The sequence below is a fragment of the Corynebacterium sp. TAE3-ERU2 genome (genome assembly GCF_019209955.1).
GTDB lineage: Bacteria > Actinomycetota > Actinomycetes > Mycobacteriales > Mycobacteriaceae > Corynebacterium > Corynebacterium megadyptis.
On record NZ_JAHUTL010000002.1, the window covers coordinates 199,745 to 218,251 of the forward strand.

The 18,507-nt window shown below is 63.6% G+C and carries 13 protein-coding genes; 6 read left to right on the top strand and 7 right to left on the bottom strand.

The genetic code is table 11. The annotated features are described in order from the left end of the window. Positions 1 to 27: 27 nt before the first annotated feature. Positions 28 to 1,191: a DNA recombination protein RmuC gene (locus KRX12_RS03840; protein ID WP_218365799.1), complete on the top strand. Its 1,164-nt coding sequence runs from the start codon at positions 28 to 30 to the stop codon at positions 1,189 to 1,191. Between the two features lie 87 nt (positions 1,192 to 1,278). After that, positions 1,279 to 2,592, top strand: coding sequence for a DUF6542 domain-containing protein (locus tag KRX12_RS03845; protein ID WP_370625533.1), 1,314 nt, complete (start codon positions 1,279 to 1,281; stop codon positions 2,590 to 2,592). Positions 2,593 to 2,689: 97 nt separating this feature from the next. Here the strand turns inward: KRX12_RS03845 and KRX12_RS03850 are convergent, their stop codons facing one another. Continuing rightward, entirely contained in the window at positions 2,690 to 3,691 is a 1,002-nt protein-coding gene (locus tag KRX12_RS03850) for a 4-hydroxy-3-methylbut-2-enyl diphosphate reductase (RefSeq protein ID WP_151528477.1), read from the bottom strand. A 167-nt stretch (positions 3,692 to 3,858) separates the two neighbouring features. On the opposite strand from KRX12_RS03850, the gene xseA reads away from it, so the two are divergent. After that, positions 3,859 to 5,103, top strand: coding sequence for an exodeoxyribonuclease VII large subunit (gene xseA / locus KRX12_RS03855; protein WP_218365801.1), 1,245 nt, complete (start codon positions 3,859 to 3,861; stop codon positions 5,101 to 5,103). Between the two features lie 19 nt (positions 5,104 to 5,122). After that, positions 5,123 to 5,365 carry an exodeoxyribonuclease VII small subunit gene (locus tag KRX12_RS03860; protein WP_151548843.1) on the top strand — a complete coding sequence of 81 codons (243 nt, stop codon included), beginning with the start codon at positions 5,123 to 5,125 and terminating at the stop codon, positions 5,363 to 5,365. 10 nt (positions 5,366 to 5,375) lie between these two features. Here the strand turns inward: KRX12_RS03860 and KRX12_RS03865 are convergent, their stop codons facing one another. After that, entirely contained in the window at positions 5,376 to 5,957 is a 582-nt protein-coding gene (locus KRX12_RS03865) for a DUF4245 domain-containing protein (RefSeq protein WP_370625535.1), read from the bottom strand. Between the two features lie 274 nt (positions 5,958 to 6,231). Between KRX12_RS03865 and glpX the strand changes: the two genes are divergently transcribed. Beyond that, the gene (gene glpX, locus KRX12_RS03870; protein WP_218363504.1) at positions 6,232 to 7,239 is read left to right on the top strand and encodes a class II fructose-bisphosphatase; all 1,008 of its coding nucleotides are present in this window, start codon (positions 6,232 to 6,234) and stop codon (positions 7,237 to 7,239) included. 200 nt (positions 7,240 to 7,439) lie between these two features. Here glpX and KRX12_RS03875 read toward each other — a convergent pair whose 3' ends face one another. Next, positions 7,440 to 9,029, bottom strand: a complete 1,590-nt coding sequence (locus tag KRX12_RS03875; RefSeq protein ID WP_218365803.1) for an aldehyde dehydrogenase family protein — start codon at positions 9,027 to 9,029, stop codon at positions 7,440 to 7,442. A gap of 132 nt (positions 9,030 to 9,161) precedes the next feature. Beyond that, positions 9,162 to 11,261 carry a choline BCCT transporter BetT gene (gene betT, locus KRX12_RS03880; RefSeq protein WP_255550090.1) on the bottom strand — a complete coding sequence of 700 codons (2,100 nt, stop codon included), beginning with the start codon at positions 11,259 to 11,261 and terminating at the stop codon, positions 9,162 to 9,164. Positions 11,262 to 11,673: 412 nt separating this feature from the next. Here betT and betA point away from each other — a divergent pair, with 412 nt between their 5' ends. Then, positions 11,674 to 13,440: a choline dehydrogenase gene (gene betA / locus KRX12_RS03885; protein WP_218365918.1), complete on the top strand. Its 1,767-nt coding sequence runs from the start codon at positions 11,674 to 11,676 to the stop codon at positions 13,438 to 13,440. An 85-nt stretch (positions 13,441 to 13,525) separates the two neighbouring features. Here the strand turns inward: betA and KRX12_RS03890 are convergent, their stop codons facing one another. From KRX12_RS03890 to KRX12_RS03900, 3 genes are read right to left on the bottom strand one after another with little or no spacing between them, the layout of a single operon-like run. Further along, positions 13,526 to 15,889, bottom strand: a complete 2,364-nt coding sequence (locus tag KRX12_RS03890) for an ATP-binding cassette domain-containing protein (RefSeq protein ID WP_218365805.1) — start codon at positions 15,887 to 15,889, stop codon at positions 13,526 to 13,528. Then, positions 15,886 to 16,872, bottom strand: coding sequence for an ABC transporter permease (locus KRX12_RS03895; RefSeq protein WP_218365806.1), 987 nt, complete (start codon positions 16,870 to 16,872; stop codon positions 15,886 to 15,888). Before KRX12_RS03895 ends, KRX12_RS03890 begins: the two co-directional genes overlap by 4 nt. Positions 16,873 to 16,916: 44 nt before the next feature. Then, positions 16,917 to 18,455: an ABC transporter substrate-binding protein gene (locus tag KRX12_RS03900; protein WP_218365807.1), complete on the bottom strand. Its 1,539-nt coding sequence runs from the start codon at positions 18,453 to 18,455 to the stop codon at positions 16,917 to 16,919. Positions 18,456 to 18,507: the final 52 nt, after the last annotated feature.

The window sequence follows — 18,507 nt, forward strand, 5'->3', positions numbered from 1 at the left end:
CCGGCCCTGCCTTTAGAGTGGGGAGCCATGACTAGCTTTGCCGCGATCCTTCTTGCCCTCATTGCGCTCGTGGTCGGCCTGGTGCTCGGCTGGATAGCCCGCGGTAACGTTGATCGGGGCGCGGGCGGGCAGGCACACCCGAGGGATCCCCAAGCACTCGAAGCACCGGACCAGCCGGCGCACTCCCCTGCCCCGGCCCTAGAATCGCATCTGGCGCCGCTGCAGGCCACGATGTCTGCGCTCAACGAGCACCTCAATCAGATGGAGCGCCGCCAAACTCAGGCCCATGCCGAGTTCAGCGGCCACCTCCACACCATGTTGCGCACCTCGGCGCGGCTCTCAGATCACACCTCCAAACTCGTCACCGCACTACAAAACCCCACGGTGCGGGGCCGCTGGGGCGAGGTACAACTCGAGCGGGTGGTGGAACTTGCCGGCATGGTGAAGCATGTGGACTTCGATACCCAAACCACCGTGAGCGCACAGGGCAGCCGCGTCCGACCAGATATGCTCATCCACCTCTCCGGTGGGCGGCACATCGTGGTGGATGCCAAGGCCCCCTATAGCGCGTATTTGGATGCGCTTGAAACCACCGATCCGGAAGAACACGCCGGCTATCTGCGTCGGCACGCGCATCTGCTGCGCAGCCACGTCACTGCTCTGTCCAGCAAGGATTACCAGTCGGCGTTTCAGCCCACTCCCGAATTCGTCGTACTTTTTGTTCCCGCCGATCCTTTCCTCGACGCCGCCCTCGGCGCCGATCCGGAGCTGCTGGAATACGCCTTTTCCCGCGATATTGTGCTCGCCACCCCGTCGACATTGATGGCGTTGCTGCGCACCGTGGCGCTGGGCTGGCAGCACTATGAGGTTTCTGAGCAGGCCGCCGCCATCCAGCAGCTCGGCGATGAGCTCTACCGCCGCCTCGGCACGATGACCGAGCATTTCACCCGCATGGGCGCCAGCCTCGAGAAATCAGTAGACACCTATAACGCGGCCATGGCCTCCCTCGACTCGCGAGTACTGGTGAGCGCGAGGAAGCTAAAAGAAACCTCCTCGGTTAGTAGCACTACACGGCCGATCACTGCCCCCGCTGAGATCCGCACCTCCCCCGCCCGGCCGCGGCACGCAGCTCAGCCGGATTATCCTCATGCGCAGGGGATGCGCGCTCGGCACGAGGGGTTGACAGACTAGATCGCCGTATTCTGAGAAGCCTGAGAACACCGCCGCGGCGGCGTTCCTCGTGGATTAACACATGGTGAATAGGTAAGATATCGGTTCGTGCCAACCCAGCCACGACATAATCCCTCAGCTCACCGCCATTCTTCACCGGGCGGTGGTTTTTCGGGTTTGCCCACGTGGTCATCCACCTCGATCCTGCTCGCATCCCTTTTCACCGGGCTTGTGATCAGTCTGAATCAGCAGTCCTTGGGCACCTTATACCTCATGGCCTTCGCCGTGGGTGCCCTCGTGACGGTGCTCTGGGTGGAACCCCGCGGCTTGACCCTCACCGTGGCGCAGATTCCTGTGATCTTCGGTATCGCCACCCCGTGTGCGGCGCTTTTGCTGGGCAAGTCCAATTCCGTCAACGGCGGCGATGGGCGATTATCCAAGACAGAGCTTTTGACTCTGATCTATCCGCTCGCGCAGTTCTTCCCCACTCTCATCGTGGTCACTCTCAGCGCTGCGGCGATCGCGGTGCTGCGCTATCTGCATCATCGCCGCACCAACATGAAACTCGAGCGCAAGCTCAGCGCCCAGCGCAAACGGGCCAGCGATTCCGATCGCCGCAATCTCAGCACCACCGCCCGCGCTCGGGAGGCGGCCAACCGCTCTCGCCGCTATCGCGGCGAGGCGGGCAATTCTGAGGTCACCGTCGAAGACTTGTTAGAGCGCAGCCGCGCCGATCACAAGCGCTCGAAGAAGCGTGGCTTCGCCCGGGAACACCAGCCGGCCAGCGAGCACCCTAGCCCCCACGCGCAGGGCGCGCCCCACCACCCCGAAACACCGGCCCGCTCGGAGGCCCCGACCCGTGCCCGCGACTATGAGGAGATCCGCTCCCCGCGCATCCCCCGCCCGCACACGCCGAGCGCACCGAGCACACCGCACACGCCTGCCCCCACGCCCGGCGATCCCGCTGCGGCGGCACGCAGCGGTAGTGCCCAGCCAAACTCTGGCTCCCGCCCGAAGGCCACGCCCCGCCCTGTTGCTTCGAACGATGGCGCACACCCGCGCCGTGGTGATGCCCAGCAGCATCGCACGCGCCGGATCCGGCGGCCGGACCACGAAAACCGTTTCCGTCGTCTCAGGCGCGATGAGCGCGGCCGGATGAGCGGCCGCCAGGACTCTCGGGGGATGCGCGAGCCACGCGCCTCCCGCGACTTCAGCACGACCCGCGGCGGCGATATGCCCCCGCGCACCCACACGGAGGGCTATCGCTCAGAGCAGCGTGGCGCGCAGGATAAGCAGCGCAACTACCGCGGCTCCCGCGCACCCCATAATCCGCGCCGCGATCCCCGGCGCGAGCCCTTCCCTGTGCGCCCTGACGATCCTGACTCCTACGGCTTTCGTACACCTCCCCGCCGCGGGCGCTAAACGCCCACCTCGATCAGGAGCAAAGTAGACACAGAGCACAAAAAGCGCGGCCCCACACTCATGTCGGGGCCGCGCTGTCCGTATATCTCGTCGCGCGCTAGCGCTTCCTGGTGCGGTCGCTGGGACGCAGCACCCGCGGCAGCGAAAAGACGATCTTCTCCTGCGCGGTGGTTACTTCCTCGGCATCGCCAAACCCGTATCCCTCGAGGTACTCCACCACCTCTTGAACCAGGATTTCCGGCACGGAGGCACCGGAGGTAATGCCCACCGTGCTCACCCCCTCTAGCCACGCGGGATCAATTTGGTTGGCGTAGTCCACCAGATAGGAGTTGGCGGCACCGGCATCGAGGGCGACCTCCACCAGCCGCTTGGAGTTGGAGGAGTTTTGCGAGCCCACCACGATGATCAGCTCTGCTTGTTCTGCCACCTTCTTCACCGCCACCTGGCGGTTCTGGGTGGCATAGCAAATGTCATCGCTCGGCGGGTTCTCGAGATTGTCGTAGACCTCATGGAGCTTGTCGACGATTTCCATGGTTTCATCCACCGACAAGGTGGTCTGCGATAACCAGATGAGTTTTTCCTCGTGGAGGAACTCGGGCAGGGCCTCGATTCCTTCGAGCCCATCTACAAGGTGCACCACATCCGGGGCTTCGCCCGCGGTGCCCTCCACCTCCTCGTGGCCTTCGTGGCCAATGAGGATGATGTGATAGCCGGACTTGGCGAAGCGCTTGACTTCGTTATGCACCTTCGTCACCAGCGGGCAGGTGGCGTCGATGGTGTCGTGGTTGCGCTCCGCAGCGGCCGCGTGCACCGCTGGGGATACGCCGTGGGCGGAGAAAACGAGGTGGGCGTTGGGCGGAACCTCGTCGGTATCGTCGACGAAGATCGCCCCCGCCTTAGCCAAGGTTTCGACCACATATTTGTTGTGCACGATTTCTTTGCGTACGTACACCGGAGCGCCATATTTCTCCAGCGCACGCTCAACGGTTTCGACTGCCCGGTCCACGCCCGCGCAGTAGCCGCGCGGCGAGGCCAGCAGAATTTTCTTCACGCCAGCGGCGTGGGGGTTCGTCGCAGTTGAGGTAGCAGGTGAACTCATGCGCTCAACAGTACTTGCCTTGCGTGCATGCACACCACACAGCCATGCCTAGCCCGCTAGACTGAATGTCTGTTCTTTTCCTCGCCGCATCATCCACGCCCTGGGCGCTGCCCGTGCGGTGAATGTGCGGGGAGGCGACGTCGATAAGCGCATAGGCAAAGAAGACTATGAATCAACAAGCGGCAAGCTCGGCAGAGAGCCCCTGGTCCGTCAGTCTGTTGAACTCCAAGGTCAAGGGCTGGATTCAGCGGCTGGGGCACGTGTGGGTGGAAGGCGAGCTCGCACAAATTAGTACCAAGCCGAGTTGGAAGCTGTCCTATCTCACGCTGCGTGATGTGGAGAAAGAAACCTCGGTGCAGCTCACTGTGCCCACGCAGATGGTGCTCAACCATGAACCGCCGCTGACCACCGGCGACCGGGTGGTGTGCTATGCCCGCCCCGCGTTTTATGAGGGGCGCGGCTCCTTTTCCCTGTGGGTGACGGAGATCCGCCACGTCGGTATTGGCGAGCTGCTGGCGCGCATCGCCCAGCTGCGAGAAACGCTGCAGCGCGAGGGGCTTTTTGCCCCAGAACGCAAGCAGGCGCTGCCCTTTTTGCCCAACCGGATCGGGCTGATTACTGGCCGCGGCTCGGCCGCCGAACGCGATGTGTTGGCGGTGTCGAAGGACCGCTGGCCCGAGGTGGATTATCGGGTGATCAATACCGCCGTTCAGGGCTCGCGCGCGGTGCCGGAGATTATCGACGCGCTGCGCACCCTCGACGAGGACGAGAGCGTGGACGTGATCATCATTGCCCGGGGCGGCGGCTCGGTAGAGGATCTTCTGCCCTTTTCTGAGGAGTCGCTCCAGCGCGCCGTCGCCGCGGCCCGCACCCCTGTGGTCTCTGCGATTGGACACGAGCCGGACACCCCCATTCTGGATAATGTGGCCGATCTGCGCGCCGCAACCCCCACCGATGCTGCCAAGCGCGTGGTGCCCGATGTGGTCGCCGAGCGGCAGCTCTTGGCCGAGGCCAGCAGCCGTTTGGCCCAGGCGCTGCGGGGCTGGGTGGCCCGCCAGGAGGAGGCGCTGCAGGCACTACGCAGCCGCCCGGTGCTCGCCGATCCTTATCTGCCCATCACCCAGCGCGAGGAGCAGATCAGCCAGGCGCGCGAGCGGATTCGCCGCACCATTGAGCACAGTCTCTCCCGCGCTGAGACCCAGACTGCCAGCCTGCGCGCCCAGGTGACGGCGCTGGGACCGGCCGCCACTTTAGCCCGTGGCTATGCGGTGGTGCAGGCGCTGCCACGGGATGGCTCCGATCCGGAAGTGGTCACCTCTATCGAGCAGGCTGGCCCGGCCACCAATATGCGCATCAGAGTGGCCGATGGTTCCATCGCCGCAGTGTCCATGCAGACCTTCCCCAAAGACTAAAAATTCCAAGGAGATTTCCATGTCCAACCCCAACACCTATGGCCACGGCACCCCGAATGATGACAGCTTCACTCCCATCGAGGAGTTGAACTACGAGGCCGCGCGCGATGAGCTCATTGAGATCGTGCGCATCCTGGAGCTCGGGCAGATGTCGCTCGACGAGTCACTGAAGTACTGGGAACGCGGCGAGGCCCTCGCCAAGCGCTGTGAGCAGCAGCTGGCGGGGGCCCGCAAAAAAGTGGAGGATGCGCTCTCCGAGTAGCGCTCACGCATTAAGGCTTATCGACGCTGACCTCAATCGGTGTTGCCGCCGCATAGGCTTCAGCGAGCGTGGCAAAATCCTCGGCATCGGCGCTACCGGCTAAAACAATGCGCACATCGCCGAGATCCGCGCCCCAGAGGTCACGGCTGTGGCGATCCTCCTTGATATAGGTGGTGAAATCCATGCCGGCCACGCTCACCGGCTCGCCCTTGGTTTTTAAGCCGGAGTCATTGGCCCGCAGCACATCCTCCAAGGGCTGATCGCTTTGCATCAGCTGGACATAGGCGCCACCTGTGGTCACCCATCCTTGAATCACCGCGGGCTGGCCATTGACGCTGCCGCGGCGCGCCGAATTTGTGATCCAGCCCTCGGGGTCAGCGGGCTGACGCAGCTCAAAGTCCACGGCCCGCGCCTCCATGTGCAGCACGGTAGAGGCATCGACTTCCTGCACCGGGCCGTTTTCCGGGGTGCCGGTATTGAAGGTGCACAAACCGGTAAACGCCACCGATGCTGCCGCGATGCCGATGATCACCAGAAGGGTCATGCCGATATCTCGGCTATCTTGGAACAATTTGGGTTTTTCGCTCGCCACGGGCTCAAGTATGGCAGAGACTCCGAGGCCACTCCCAATTGCTCCGGCCGGCGAATGCCCGCTTGGGCATGACAGCCGCCACAGAGCCCCATTTCGGGTGCATAAATCGCCGCACGCGCTGCACAAGAGTGCAACAATAGACAGTGTGGGTTGTGCGGCTGGGTTCTCATTCCCACTTGGTGGTTACGTGCCACCGCCACCCCACGCTCACCTAACCGGCTCTCACATGATGATGTGAGCGAAGCGCTACTTGCCTGCAGGAGGCTTTACACCTATGTCTAACCATTCTTTGGAGATCCCCGATCGGAACCTGGCGTTGGAGCTTGTTCGCGTGACTGAGGCGGCCGCGCTTGCCTCCGGCCGCTGGGTTGGTCGCGGCCAGAAGAAGAAGGGCGACGGCGCCGCTGTGGACGCCATGCGCAAGCTCATCAACTCCGTGCAGATGCGTGGTGTCGTGATCATCGGTGAGGGCGAAAAAGATGAAGCCCCCATGCTGTTCAACGGCGAAAAGGTGGGCACCGGCGAGGGACCTGAGGTGGATATCGCCGTCGACCCGGTGGACGGCACCACCCTGATGGCTGAGGGCCGCCCGAACGCCATCGCTGTTCTCGCCGCCGCCGAGCGCGGCACCATGTACGATCCCTCCGCAGTGTTCTACATGCGCAAGATCGCCGTGGGCCCCGAGGCCGCCGGCACCATTGACATCGAGGCACCGGTCAAGCACAACATTCAAGCCGTGGCCAAGGCCAAGGGCATTGACCCCACCAACGTCACCGTGGTGGTGCTGGATCGCCCCCGCCACAACAATCTGATCCAGGATATCCGCGAGGCCGGCGCCAAGGTGCGCCTCATCCGCGACGGCGATGTGGCCGGCGCCGTGGCCGCCGCCCAGGACACCAACTCCGTGGACATCATGATGGGCACCGGCGGCACCCCCGAGGGCATCATCACCGCCTGCGCCATGAAGTGCATGGGCGGCGAGATCCAGGGCATCTTGGCCCCCACTGATGACGCCGAGGTGCAGAAGGCCAAGGACGCTGGCCTGGAGCTCGATACCGTGCTCACCACCGACGATCTGGTGTCCTCGGACAACTGCTTCTTCGTGGCCACCGGTGTGACCAACGGTGACATGCTGCGTGGCGTGAGCTACCGCCGCAACGGCGCCACCACTCGTTCGCTGGTGATGCGCTCGAAGTCCGGCACCATCCGCTTCATTGAGTCCACCCACCAGCTGGCCAAGCTGCAGGAATACTCCGTGGTGGACTACTCCAAGCTGGACTAATACCCCTCTTCCCTCCTGCTGCCCTCGATGGGCGGCTGGGGTAGACAGACACCACCCCTCTGGCGGTATCGGATGATCATCCGAGTTTCCTGCCAGAGGGGTGGTGTTTCGTGTGCGGGCTGCGCCGACCGCTACGCGGCTGCGCCGTCGCTGCCGCGCGCTAGCCGGCGCTGCTGGGTGCTACTCGGCGCTGCCGGGTGCTACTCGGCGAACCAGCCAGTCACCGCGGGAGCAATGTTGTGATACACGTGCTTCTTTTCCTGGTACTCCTCCAGCCCGGTCGGCCCCAGCTCGCGGCCGATGCCGGACTGTTTCATCCCGCCCCACTCTGCCTGCGGCAGATAGGGGTGGAAGTCATTGATCCAGATGGTGCCGTGGCGCATGCCGCGGGCTACCCGCTCGGCGCGACCGGCGTTGCTCGTCCACACCGCACCAGCCAAGCCATAGGTGGTGTCATTGGCGATGCGAATAGCCTCATCCTCCGTGGTGAACGTCTCGATGGTGGCCACGGGCCCGAAGCCCTCATCGTGTACGCAGTCCATGCTCTGGTCGCAGCCGGTGATGATGGTGGGCAGGTAGAAATAGCCCGCAGCAAGATCGGTGGCACCCGTACCATTGCCGGCGGAGGAATCCTCCGCGGTGGCGCGTCGGCCACCACAAGCGATAGTGGCACCCTGTTCCTTGGCGCGGTCCACATAGGCGGAGACCTTGTTCAGATGCTCCTCCGAGATCAGCGCCCCGGTTTCGGCGGCCTCGTCCCGCGGACCTCCGAGCTTGATGGCGCTGGCGCGCTGCACCAGCGCCTCGGTGAAGCGCTCGGCGATGGACTCCTCGACGATAATGCGGGCACCTGCGGAGCACACCTGACCGGAATGCACGAAAGCGCCATTGAGCGCGTTATCCACGGCGGCGTCGAAGTCCGCATCCGCGAAGATCACATTCGGGTTCTTACCACCCAGCTCGAGCGCGATGTTCTTAATCGTCTCTGCGGCGTTGCGGGCGATGAGCTTGCCGGTCTGCAGCCCGCCGGTAAAGGAGACCATATCGACATCGGGGCTCTGCGATAGCGGGTTGCCGCAGGCCGCACCGGCGCCGGTGACTAGGTTGGCCACCCCATCGGGAAGCCCGGCCTCCCGCAGCACGGCCATGAGCAGCATCGCGGTGTGCGGGGTGAGTTCGGCCGGTTTGAGCACGAAGCTATTGCCGGCTGCCAGCGCCGGGGCCACCTTCCACGCCACCTGCAGCAATGGGTAGTTCCATGGGGTGATCAGGCCGCAGACACCAATGGGCTCGACGTCGACACGCGAGCGCACATTCTCATCGCCCGGGTCCACTACCCGACCCGCATCATGCTGCGCCAAGGTGCCGAAGTACTCGAAGCTGGAGATGATGTCATCCATATCGGCTTCGGCCTCTACGACGCGCTTGCCGGTATCGGCGGCTTCGGCGCAGGCGAAGGTGTCCTTATTCTCACGGATAGCGGCAGCAACGCGCAGCAACAGGGCGCCGCGCTCCACTGCGGGAACCTGACTCCACACCTGCGCGTCGAAGCTCTCGCGCGCGGCAGCGATAGCCCGCTCCGTATCCGCATCGGCAGCTTCGGAGACCTCCCCTACGACGCTGCCATCGGCGGGGCAGCTGATCGTGCGGGTCTCGCCGGACGCTGCTGGTTGCCAGCGGCCGCCAATAAACAACGAGGCGGGTCCTTCTGCCCCGTGCACTCCCTCGAGGAGAGCGCAGGTGGTGGGGTCGAATACGGGCTCGGACGGGGTTGTGGCCACGTCGAACACACTCCTTTTTCATCGGGGAATATTTCAGAATGGTTTATGCCAACAGTCCACGCTACCTATCTTGTTCCGGTGGCGTAGGGACGCGGACTATCGGACGCTGTGGTGCGCCTGCCCGTCGGGGCAGGCTCGTGGCTAGTTCTCTTCCCACACGCGGGCTGGGGCGGCCCCATCGGAGACGTCGGTGTTGCCGCGGTTTCCTTCCTGCATGTGCAGGAACTCGAGGTGACGTTCGAAGAGATCGAGCACGCTATTAAGCAGCTGCTCCTCGCTATAGCCGTAGACGTCATAGCCCAAGGAGCCCTGGAGGTCGTGTACCTCGAGACGGTAGTAGCACTCGGAGTCTGCGGTGGCCTTGCCGGCATAGGAGGGAACCTCGCCCACCACGGGATAGATCTGGAAGCGGAAGTCCTTCTCTGCGCCGAAGCTGACGGTGAGATCCAGCTGGCTGACCTCGGAATCGGGCACCTCGGAGTACAGCAGCAGGCTGGCGAAACCGAGATGACGGATCTCTTGTGTCACCTTCTCCATGGCCGGCTTCGCCACATCCACCATGTAGCTTTGTGCGTCCTCGGCCGAGGGCCAGTTGATGGCCCGCTCCAGGCGGCCCTGCCAGCCGCCACGGCTGCGCAGGCGACCCGACATCGCGGAGTGGATGGCCACCATGCGCGCCTCAGACTTATAGGCCTCGATGCGCAAGGACTTCCACAGGCTGTACATGATCAAATAGATCACCACGGTAAACGGCAGGCCCATCACGATGGTGGCTGATTGCACCGTCACCACCCCATCGATGGCCAGCAGCACCAAAGTGAGCACACCGACAATCGCCGACCACACGATGCGCGACCAGCTGGGGCCATCTTGGCGGCTATTTTCGATCTTCGAGGTGAAGTTGGACAACACCAGCGCCCCCGAGTCCGCCGAGGTGATGTAGAGCAGCAGCCCCACAGCGGTCACCAGCACCACCAGGATCATGCCGGCGGGATAGGACTGGATGAGGTCATAGAACCCACGCTGGGGTTCAGCCATAGCCACGGCGCCGAATTCATCGTCTCCACCGATAATGCGCTCCAGGGCGGAATTACCGAAGAAGCTCATCCACATCACGATGAAGAGGAACGGGATGGTGAGCGTGCCGAAGACGAATTGGCGGATGGTGCGGCCGCGGGAGATGCGGGCAAGGAAGAGCCCCACAAAGGGCGCCCAGGCCACCCACCATGCCCAGAAGAAGAGAGTCCAGGAGGCGAGCCAGTCGCGGGTGGCCTGCGGGGTTTCCGAGAAGGCGTAGGTATCGAGAGTCCAGTCCACGAAGTTGGCGGCATAGTCTCCCACGTTCATCACGAGCGAATCGAAGAGGAAGGCGGTACGACCAGTGAACACCACGAAAAACATGAGCACCAGCGCGATGACCACGTTCAATTCGCTGAGCCGCTTAATGCCGCGATCCACACCTGATACGGCGGAGACGGTGGCGACCGCCACGGCGATCGTGACCAAGATGATCTGCGCGGTGGGCCCTTCCTCGATGCCAAAGACCATCTTCAGGCCGTAGTTCAGCTGCACCACACCGATGCCGAGGGAGGCCGCGATGCCGAATACCGTGCCGAGGGTGGCGGCAATATCGACCGAATCGCCAATGGGGCCATGAATGCGGCGCCCAATGAGCGGATAGAGTGCACTGCGCAAGGCCAGTGGCATGTTCAAGCGATAGGCGAAATAGCCGAAGGCCATGCCCATGAGCGCATAGAGGGCCCAGCCACTAATGCCATAGTGGAAGAGCGCAAACACCACCGCGTCCTCTGCGGCCTTGCGGGTTTCCGCATCCCCTACTGGCGGGTTGTAGTACATGGTCACCGGCTCCGCGACGGCGAAGAAGATGAGGTCCACGCCGATGCCGGCGGCAAAGAGCATCGCGGACCAAGAAAAGAGACCAAATTGCGGGCGAGAGTGATCCGGGCCGAGCCGCACCGTGCCGGTGCGGGCGAGCGCGATCACTAGGACAAACACCACGGCTGCGGTGGCGGTGAGAATGTAGAACCAGCCGAGATTCACCGAGATCCACCCGGTGATCGAACCCAGCGCGGACTCGGCGGACTCCGGGGCGAGGGCGGCCCACAGCACCATGGCGAACACACCCAGCACCGAGATGGCGAAGACCGGCATATTTACTTTCGGCTTCTCCGCGATGCCGTCGCTGGTGCTGCGCTCCTCTGCGGCAGCCACTCCAGACATATCGCTGGGTTGGCGCTCGTCACTTCTTTCTTTTCTATTTGTTGATCTGGACTCTAGGCTCACGCTCTCACTTCCTTAAAAATATGTTTGTCCACACACGTACTTATGAAAGGGAGTTAAACATGAAAAAACCTTCCACGTGCTTTCGAGGGTGCATTAAACTTCCCCAGAAAACAACCGCCTCAGCCCCCTCATCGTGGTGTTCGGCCACCCCTCCTGCCTGCCCTATCGACGCTCATTACTCCAGCGTAGGGGGTTGTAGGGCGCCGCTGACGTGCTGCGGAGCAACCTGTGGTAGCCAGGCGACCACGAAAGTCATTAGCATGAGTTCGGTAGGTTGTGATCATTTGTTGGATTTGTGTCACGAGGAGGATTGTTCATCTTGGGTTTTAGCGACAGCCTGAAGAATGGTGTGAAAAAGCGTCTCGGACTTGCCGAGGACACTGTGGAATTCGTGCAGGAGAAACGACGCGATGTGATTGTGGTGGGCGGTGGCTCCGCCGGTTCCGTGGTTGCTGCCCGCCTCAGCGAGGACGCCGATACTGATGTGCTGGTGCTTGAGGCCGGCCGCATGGATTCGCTGTGGGATCTCTATGTGCATATGCCTGCCGCGTTTTCCTTCCCCATCGGGAACAAGCACTACGACTGGCAGTACGAGTCCGACCCCGAGCCGGAGATGAACAACCGCCGCATCTACCACGCTCGCGGCAAGGTGGTTGGTGGGTCGAGCTCCATCAACGGCATGATTTTTCAGCGCGGCAACCCCATGGATTATGAAAAGTGGGCGGATTCTGAGGGGATGCAGGACTGGGATTATGCCCACTGCCTGCCCTATTTCAACCGCATGGAGACTGCCCTCGCGGCGGATGAGGACGATCCCCGCCGCGGCCACAATGGCCCGCTGAAGCTCACCCGCGGCCCCGCCCAGACCCCGCTGTTCCAGGCGTTTTTCCGCTCTGTGCAGGAAGCCGGCTATAAGCTGACCAATGACGTCAACGGCTACCGCCAGGAGGGCTTCGCCCCCTTCGACCGCAATATCGTTGGCGGCACTCGTCAATCCGCGGCTCGCGCCTATCTGCACCCCGCACTCGACCGAGACAATCTCGAGCTGCGCACCCGCGCCTTCACCCGCCGCGTTCTATTCGAGGGCACCAAGGCCGTGGGCGTGGAATATGAGTGGAAGGGCCATACCCGGCGCGTGTACGCGGACAAGGTGATTCTGTGTGGTGGCGCGATCAATACCCCGCAGCTGCTGCAGCTCTCGGGTGTCGGCCCGGCGGAGCTGCTCCAGGAGCACGGCATCGACGTGGTGGCCCCGCTGCCTGGTGTGGGCGAGAATCTGCAGGATCACCTCGAGGTCTATGTGCAGTACAACGTGACCAAGCCGGTGTCGATCATGCCGGCTCTGAAGATATGGAAGCGCCCCTTCATTGGGGCGCAGTGGCTGGTGTCCAAGAAGGGCCCGGTCTCCTCCTCCCACTTTGAGGCGGGTGGCTTCGCGCGCTCGAATGAGGGGGAAAAGTATCCCAACTTGATGTTCCACTTCCTTCCGGCGGCGATCCGCTACGACGGCACCACCTCCGGCGCCGCCCATGGCTTCCAGTTCCACGTGGGCCCGATGTATTCCGATGCCCGCGGCCACGTGCGCATCACCAGCGATGACCCGCACGCCAAGCCCAGCATGTTGTTCAACTACCTGAGCACGGACCAAGATAAGCGCGAGTGGGTGGAAGCGATCCGCGTCGCCCGCGAGCTCTTGGACACCGAGGCCATGCGCGAGTACACCGACGGCGAGATCTCTCCCGGCCCCTCCGTCCAAAGCGACGAGGAGATCTTGGAGTGGGTGCGCAACGACGGCGAGACCGCGCTTCACCCCTCCTGCACCGCGAAGCTGGGGCCCGCCTCTGATGAGATGGCGGTAGTCGATCCGGAGACCATGCAGGTTCACGGCACCGAGGGGCTGTATGTGGTGGATGCCTCGGTGATGCCCGGTATCACCAACGGCAATATCTATGCGCCGACCATCATGATTGCGGAGAAGGCCTCCGATCTCATCGCTGGCCGCGAGCCGCTGGCCCCCAATAACGCGCCCTTCTACCGGGCCGATGCGGACATGCCGCTCTACGCTGAGGGCGAGGTAGCGAAGGACCACACGGACACTCCCCGCGGCGGGATTTAATCGCCCCGAGATGGCGTCGATAAGCATCGCGCTTATCGACGCTTTTCTCTGTCTTAGCGTGCTGCGCGGGGTGTATCTGCAGCGCCTAGGAATCCACGCTCCAGCGACTGACGTCGATCACGTGGTCGGCGCGGTGCAGCACAGTGGGGTCGTGGGTGATGGCCAGCACCGTTGTTCCCTGCTGCGCCAGCTGGTCGAGCAGATCGACGACTTCCGTGGCGTGCTGTGCATCGAGGCCGGTGGTGGGCTCATCGACCACCAGAATGGGCCGGCCGGCGGCGAGAGCACGGGCAATGCTGGCGCGCTGGCGCTGCCCGCCCGAGCACGCGGCTGGCTTGTGATCCGCCACCGCGCTCAGCCGCACCGAGGCAAGCAACTCGTCTGCATATGCCTGCGGATGCGGGTGCCCGCCGCAGACCGCGGCGCGCCGAATCTGATGCCGCAGGCTAAACATAGGATGCAGCGCCTGGGCGGCGTCTTGGGCGGCATAGGCGCACTCCCCGCGAATCGGGTCGGGTCCGAGAAGCCCCAAGATATAGCGGATGAGCGTGGTTTTCCCGCAGCCGCTCGGGCCGCTCAGCACGGTGAAGCTGCCGGCGGGTACGCGGAAGTGGACGTCGTGGAGAAGCAGCTCCCCCTTCGCCGTGTACACCTCCATGCCCTGCACGCTCAGGCCACCATGATCCTGGAACACAGTGCCCTGCCCCGCATCCCGGCGCGGCGACACCTCAGCGGAACCGTTGCCCGCATGCGGTGGGTGTTCTTCCTGCTCTGCGGTGTCTCCGCAGGGCAGTTCAGCCACGGTTGAGGGCCTGATGATGGTGCGTGTGTCCTGTTCTTCCACCACCACAACCTGATCGCACACTCGCCGCAGGAAGTCGGCATCGTGGCTGCTGAGAACAATGGCGACCCCGCGGGCTGCCGCATCCTCGAGCACGCGCGCCACCGCATCGATGGCGGCGGCGTCAAGACCAGTAGTGGGCTCGTCCAAGACGAGAATCTCTGGCGCATGGGCTAGGGCACGCACTAATGCCAAGCGAGTGCACTGCCCGCCGGACATGCGCGCCAAGGAGTCAAACTTCTCTGGATCGAGGCGCACGCTCCGGGCAACCGCATGCACCGCTTCCCTATCGATCGCGCGCCGGGGGCGGCCGTCTCGAATAATCGACCATTGGGAACGAGCCGTATCCACGGTGGTGGCCGCGTCTTGCTCGACGAGGCCGCAATGCTCGCGGCGCCAGCGTCGCCACCACCTATCGCTGTGCGCGCTGGCGTGCGTATCAGTGGGAAAGCGCCTACCGCCCAGCCACACTTGGCCCGTAACCTGCAGGGCGGGTGCGGGACAGGCGGCGAGCAGCGAGAGCAGCGTGGATTTTCCGCTGCCGGAAGCACCGCTGATCCCTAGGATTTCGCCCGGTTGGACGCGCAGGGACTGCACCTCGATGGGCGTGGAGTCTGGATACCCCATGCGCAGCTGCTCCACCGCGATGCGCGCAGAGGGCGCGGTCTGGTGTGCTGCCGCAGGCCCGTGCTCTGGCGCCGCGGTGGCTGCAGTGTTGGTTCCGCGACGCTGCGGGGCGTGCGCGGAGCGCGGAGTTGGCGGCTGGACGGCATTGACCAGCACATCGAAAAACAAGACGACGACGAGCAAAAGCGCAACGATAGCGCAGGTCGGGGCGATAACCGCCGCCGGATTCAGCATGACCCCGGAGAGGTTTTCTCGGATCATCAGCGCCCAATCCGCTGTGGGGGCCGTGGGCCCCAGCCCGAGGATATGAACGCTCACCATCAGCTGCATCGCGGCCAGACACCGCACTGCGGCATCGGCGACGATGAGGGGAAATAACGCCGGCACCATCTCCCGGAGCGCGATGGCGACGGTGCTTTCTCCTCGTACTCGCGCAGACTCGATGAAGCCGGCGCTCGTCAGCGGCGCCGCCGCCGCGCTGAGCTGGCGCATGCCCTGCGGCACCCCGAGCAACAACATGGCCGCTGACACCGCGATCCACGCCGGAAAGATACTCGCCGCCGCAAGCACCACCACCATTGCCGGGATCGCTAACAGGGATGTGGACAGACGGTTGGCCACCCTTCTCCACCGCGGGCGTTGCACAGCAAGAAGAGACAGCACAGTGATGCAGAGGGTGGTCACAGCACCAATCGGCAGCGCCACCAAAAGACGAGCGCCGCCTGCCAATAAGCGTTGTCCCACGTCACGGCCCAAAGCATCGGCGCCCAGCAGTCCCACCTCTTGGTCGTAGGGAAACGACACTGGGTGCACTGTATCGCCGGCCCGCATTGGGCCGTAGAGCACCAGGGCGCACACCAGCGCCATCAGCAGGCTGACTACGACAGCTGCTATCTGGGTTCCTGGCCACCGCCTGCCGCGGCGGGCCTCGGCGCCACCCACGCTGGTGCGTGGCTGCTGCCGCATTCGTATCCGGCTCATCGCTTCACCCGCCTCTCCAGGGCAACGCTGAGCGCATCAGCACTGGTGTAAACCACGACTGCGATGCAGGACAGCACTAGGGCGATTCCCTGCACCACCGGCATGTCGCGTGCCCCGAGGGCGCTGGCGAGCAGCCCGCCCACACCGGGATAATTCAGTAGCGCTTCCACCACCACACCAGCTCCCAGCAGGCCGACGGCACTAATCGCCGCAGTGTGCAGCACCACGGGTGCCATCCGGATTGCCACGCACCGCCAAAGCCGCTGCAGCAACGGCATGCCGCGACGCTGGGCCGAAACATACAGTGGCAAAGCGAGCAGCTCCTCTGCGGGGCCGCGCAAGATCCGCGCCACCCAGGCGGCCACGGGGATGGCCAGCCCGAGCACCGGGAGCACGAGCTGCTCGGGCGATCCCCACGGCGATTCCCCGAGGGGGATCATGGTCACAGCCGGTAGCAGCCGCCACTTCACCGCGAAAAGCAGGACGAGCAGCACGACCACAATGGCCTCTGGGATCGCAGCGCAGGCCGCGACGAAGGCGCTGAGCACAAAAGCGCTCGGGCGACCGCGCAGCACGGCCTGAATCAGTGCCCCACCGATGCCAAAGGTCATGGCCAGGATCCACGCGGGCAGCACGATGGCAGATGAGGCCCCCAATCGATGGGTGACAGTACTGAACACATCGGTGCCCCCGATCCAACTCGTTCCCAAATCGAGCTGCAGGGCGCTCCACCACCAGCTAGCCAGCCGGTACAGCACCGGCTTGTCGAGGTCATAGTGGGTGCGCAGGCGCTCGGCGGCATCCTGGTTCGCCCCAGCGAGCTGGGAGGCGAAGTCTCCAGGAAGCCACGCAGTAATCAGGAACACGATGCTCACAACGACCAGCAAGGTCACAAGTGCAGAGCCCACATTGCTCAGCACACGGCTCAGCAACGCTGCACCTTTCGGCGGCCTGCTCTCGGCGGTGGGTGGGGCTTTTTTCATCGCGGCTCCTGATTAGCTGACTAGCTGATTAGCGTGGTGCGGAATTAGGCGGTTTCGACCCCGTCGAGGGCGTAGCGGGCAGAGCCATCCCGCCAGCCGCTGACGCCCTCTGCCATGCAGTCCAAGCCGCTGCCGAAGCCCCATACGACCCAGCCGCCTTCTTCTGCCATACGGTGGTGCAGCTTGCCGAGGGCCTCGTTCCGCTCCTTTTCATCCTGGATGCTCATAGCGTCAGCGAAGTCCTTGTCGAACTCCGGGTCCTTGAAGCCCGTCTCGGAGAAGGGAGAGGAGGAGAGCACCGTCTGGCGCACGGTCACCGCAAAAGGAGTGTTGGTGTACATGCCCACAGTGAAGGGCTCCACCGTGTACGCGGTGGACCAATAGGTATCAGGGGCGTGCTCTTCGATCGTGACGCGAATGCCCGCCTCTTCCAGTTGCGCTGCGGCAACGGTAGCGGTGGTCATCATCCCGGGGTAGGACTGCGTGCTGTGCAGCGTCAGATCGAGGCCATCCGGGTGTCCCGCCTCGGCCAGCAGCTTCTTGGCCTTCTCCACATCGCGCTTGATGGGGGTGACATCCTTCGGCACCGAGGGATCATTCTGCTTGATCATGTCATAGCCCACAGATCCATAGCCCAGGAAGACCTGCTCGACGAGCTTCTCCCGGTCCAGCGCTAGCTTGATGGCGTCTCGAACTTCCTTCTTGTCGAAGGGGGCGGTATCAACGCGGAGCAGCAGCGGATAGGTCTCGTAGCCGGGGCGCTGCCGGATGGTGTAGCCGGACTGCTGCTCGAGAGACTTCGCGGCTGCTGGGGCGAGCGAGGAGGCAACCATGACTGCGCCGGTGGACACGGCGTTTGCCATCGCCTGGGGATCGCTGAAGCCGTTGATCTCCACTCGTTGTGCCCGCACATCGCTACCCCACCAGTGCTCATTGGGGCTCAGGACGGCATTGGTGCCTTCTAGCGCATCCTGCACGAAGGGGCCAGAAGCAATCGGCGAATCGAATTCGGTCGTTCCGTCCTTGACCACGAGGATGAAACCAGCCAGCATGCGCGGCAGCTCCGCATCCGGCACGGAGGTCGCCAGCTCGATGGTGTAATCATCGACAATGCTCGAGGCCTGAATATCCACGGTGCCCAAGCGCACACCGTTTTGTTCCTTCATCTCGTCGATACGGTTCAGGCTGTAGAACACGTCTTTCGCGGTGAGCGGGGAGCCGTCCGCGAACTGGGCGTCCTCGCGAAGCTCAAATACCCAGCGGGTGGAGTCCTCGTTCGGGGTCCACTTCGTTGCCAAGCGCGGCACCAGGTTTCCGTCATCGCTGAGCAGCAGCTGGTCGTACACGCAGCTGAGGCGGAACCAATCGGACTCGGAGAACAGCGAGCCATGGGGGTCGATGGAGGCCTGGCTGCCTGCAGCAACGGCGGCGAAGGTCAGGGTCGCGTCCGCGGAATCGGCGGCACCGGAGGACGAGGACTGTGCACTGCTGCTGTCGCTGTTATTAGAGCCACAGGCTGCGAGTACGGCACCAGCGATGCTTAAGCCGGTGACAGAGAGGAATCGGCGGCGGTTCATTGCCATGTCAGTCTCCTATGAGAATGGGCTTTCGCGTTTGGGCGAAAGGATGGGTGAT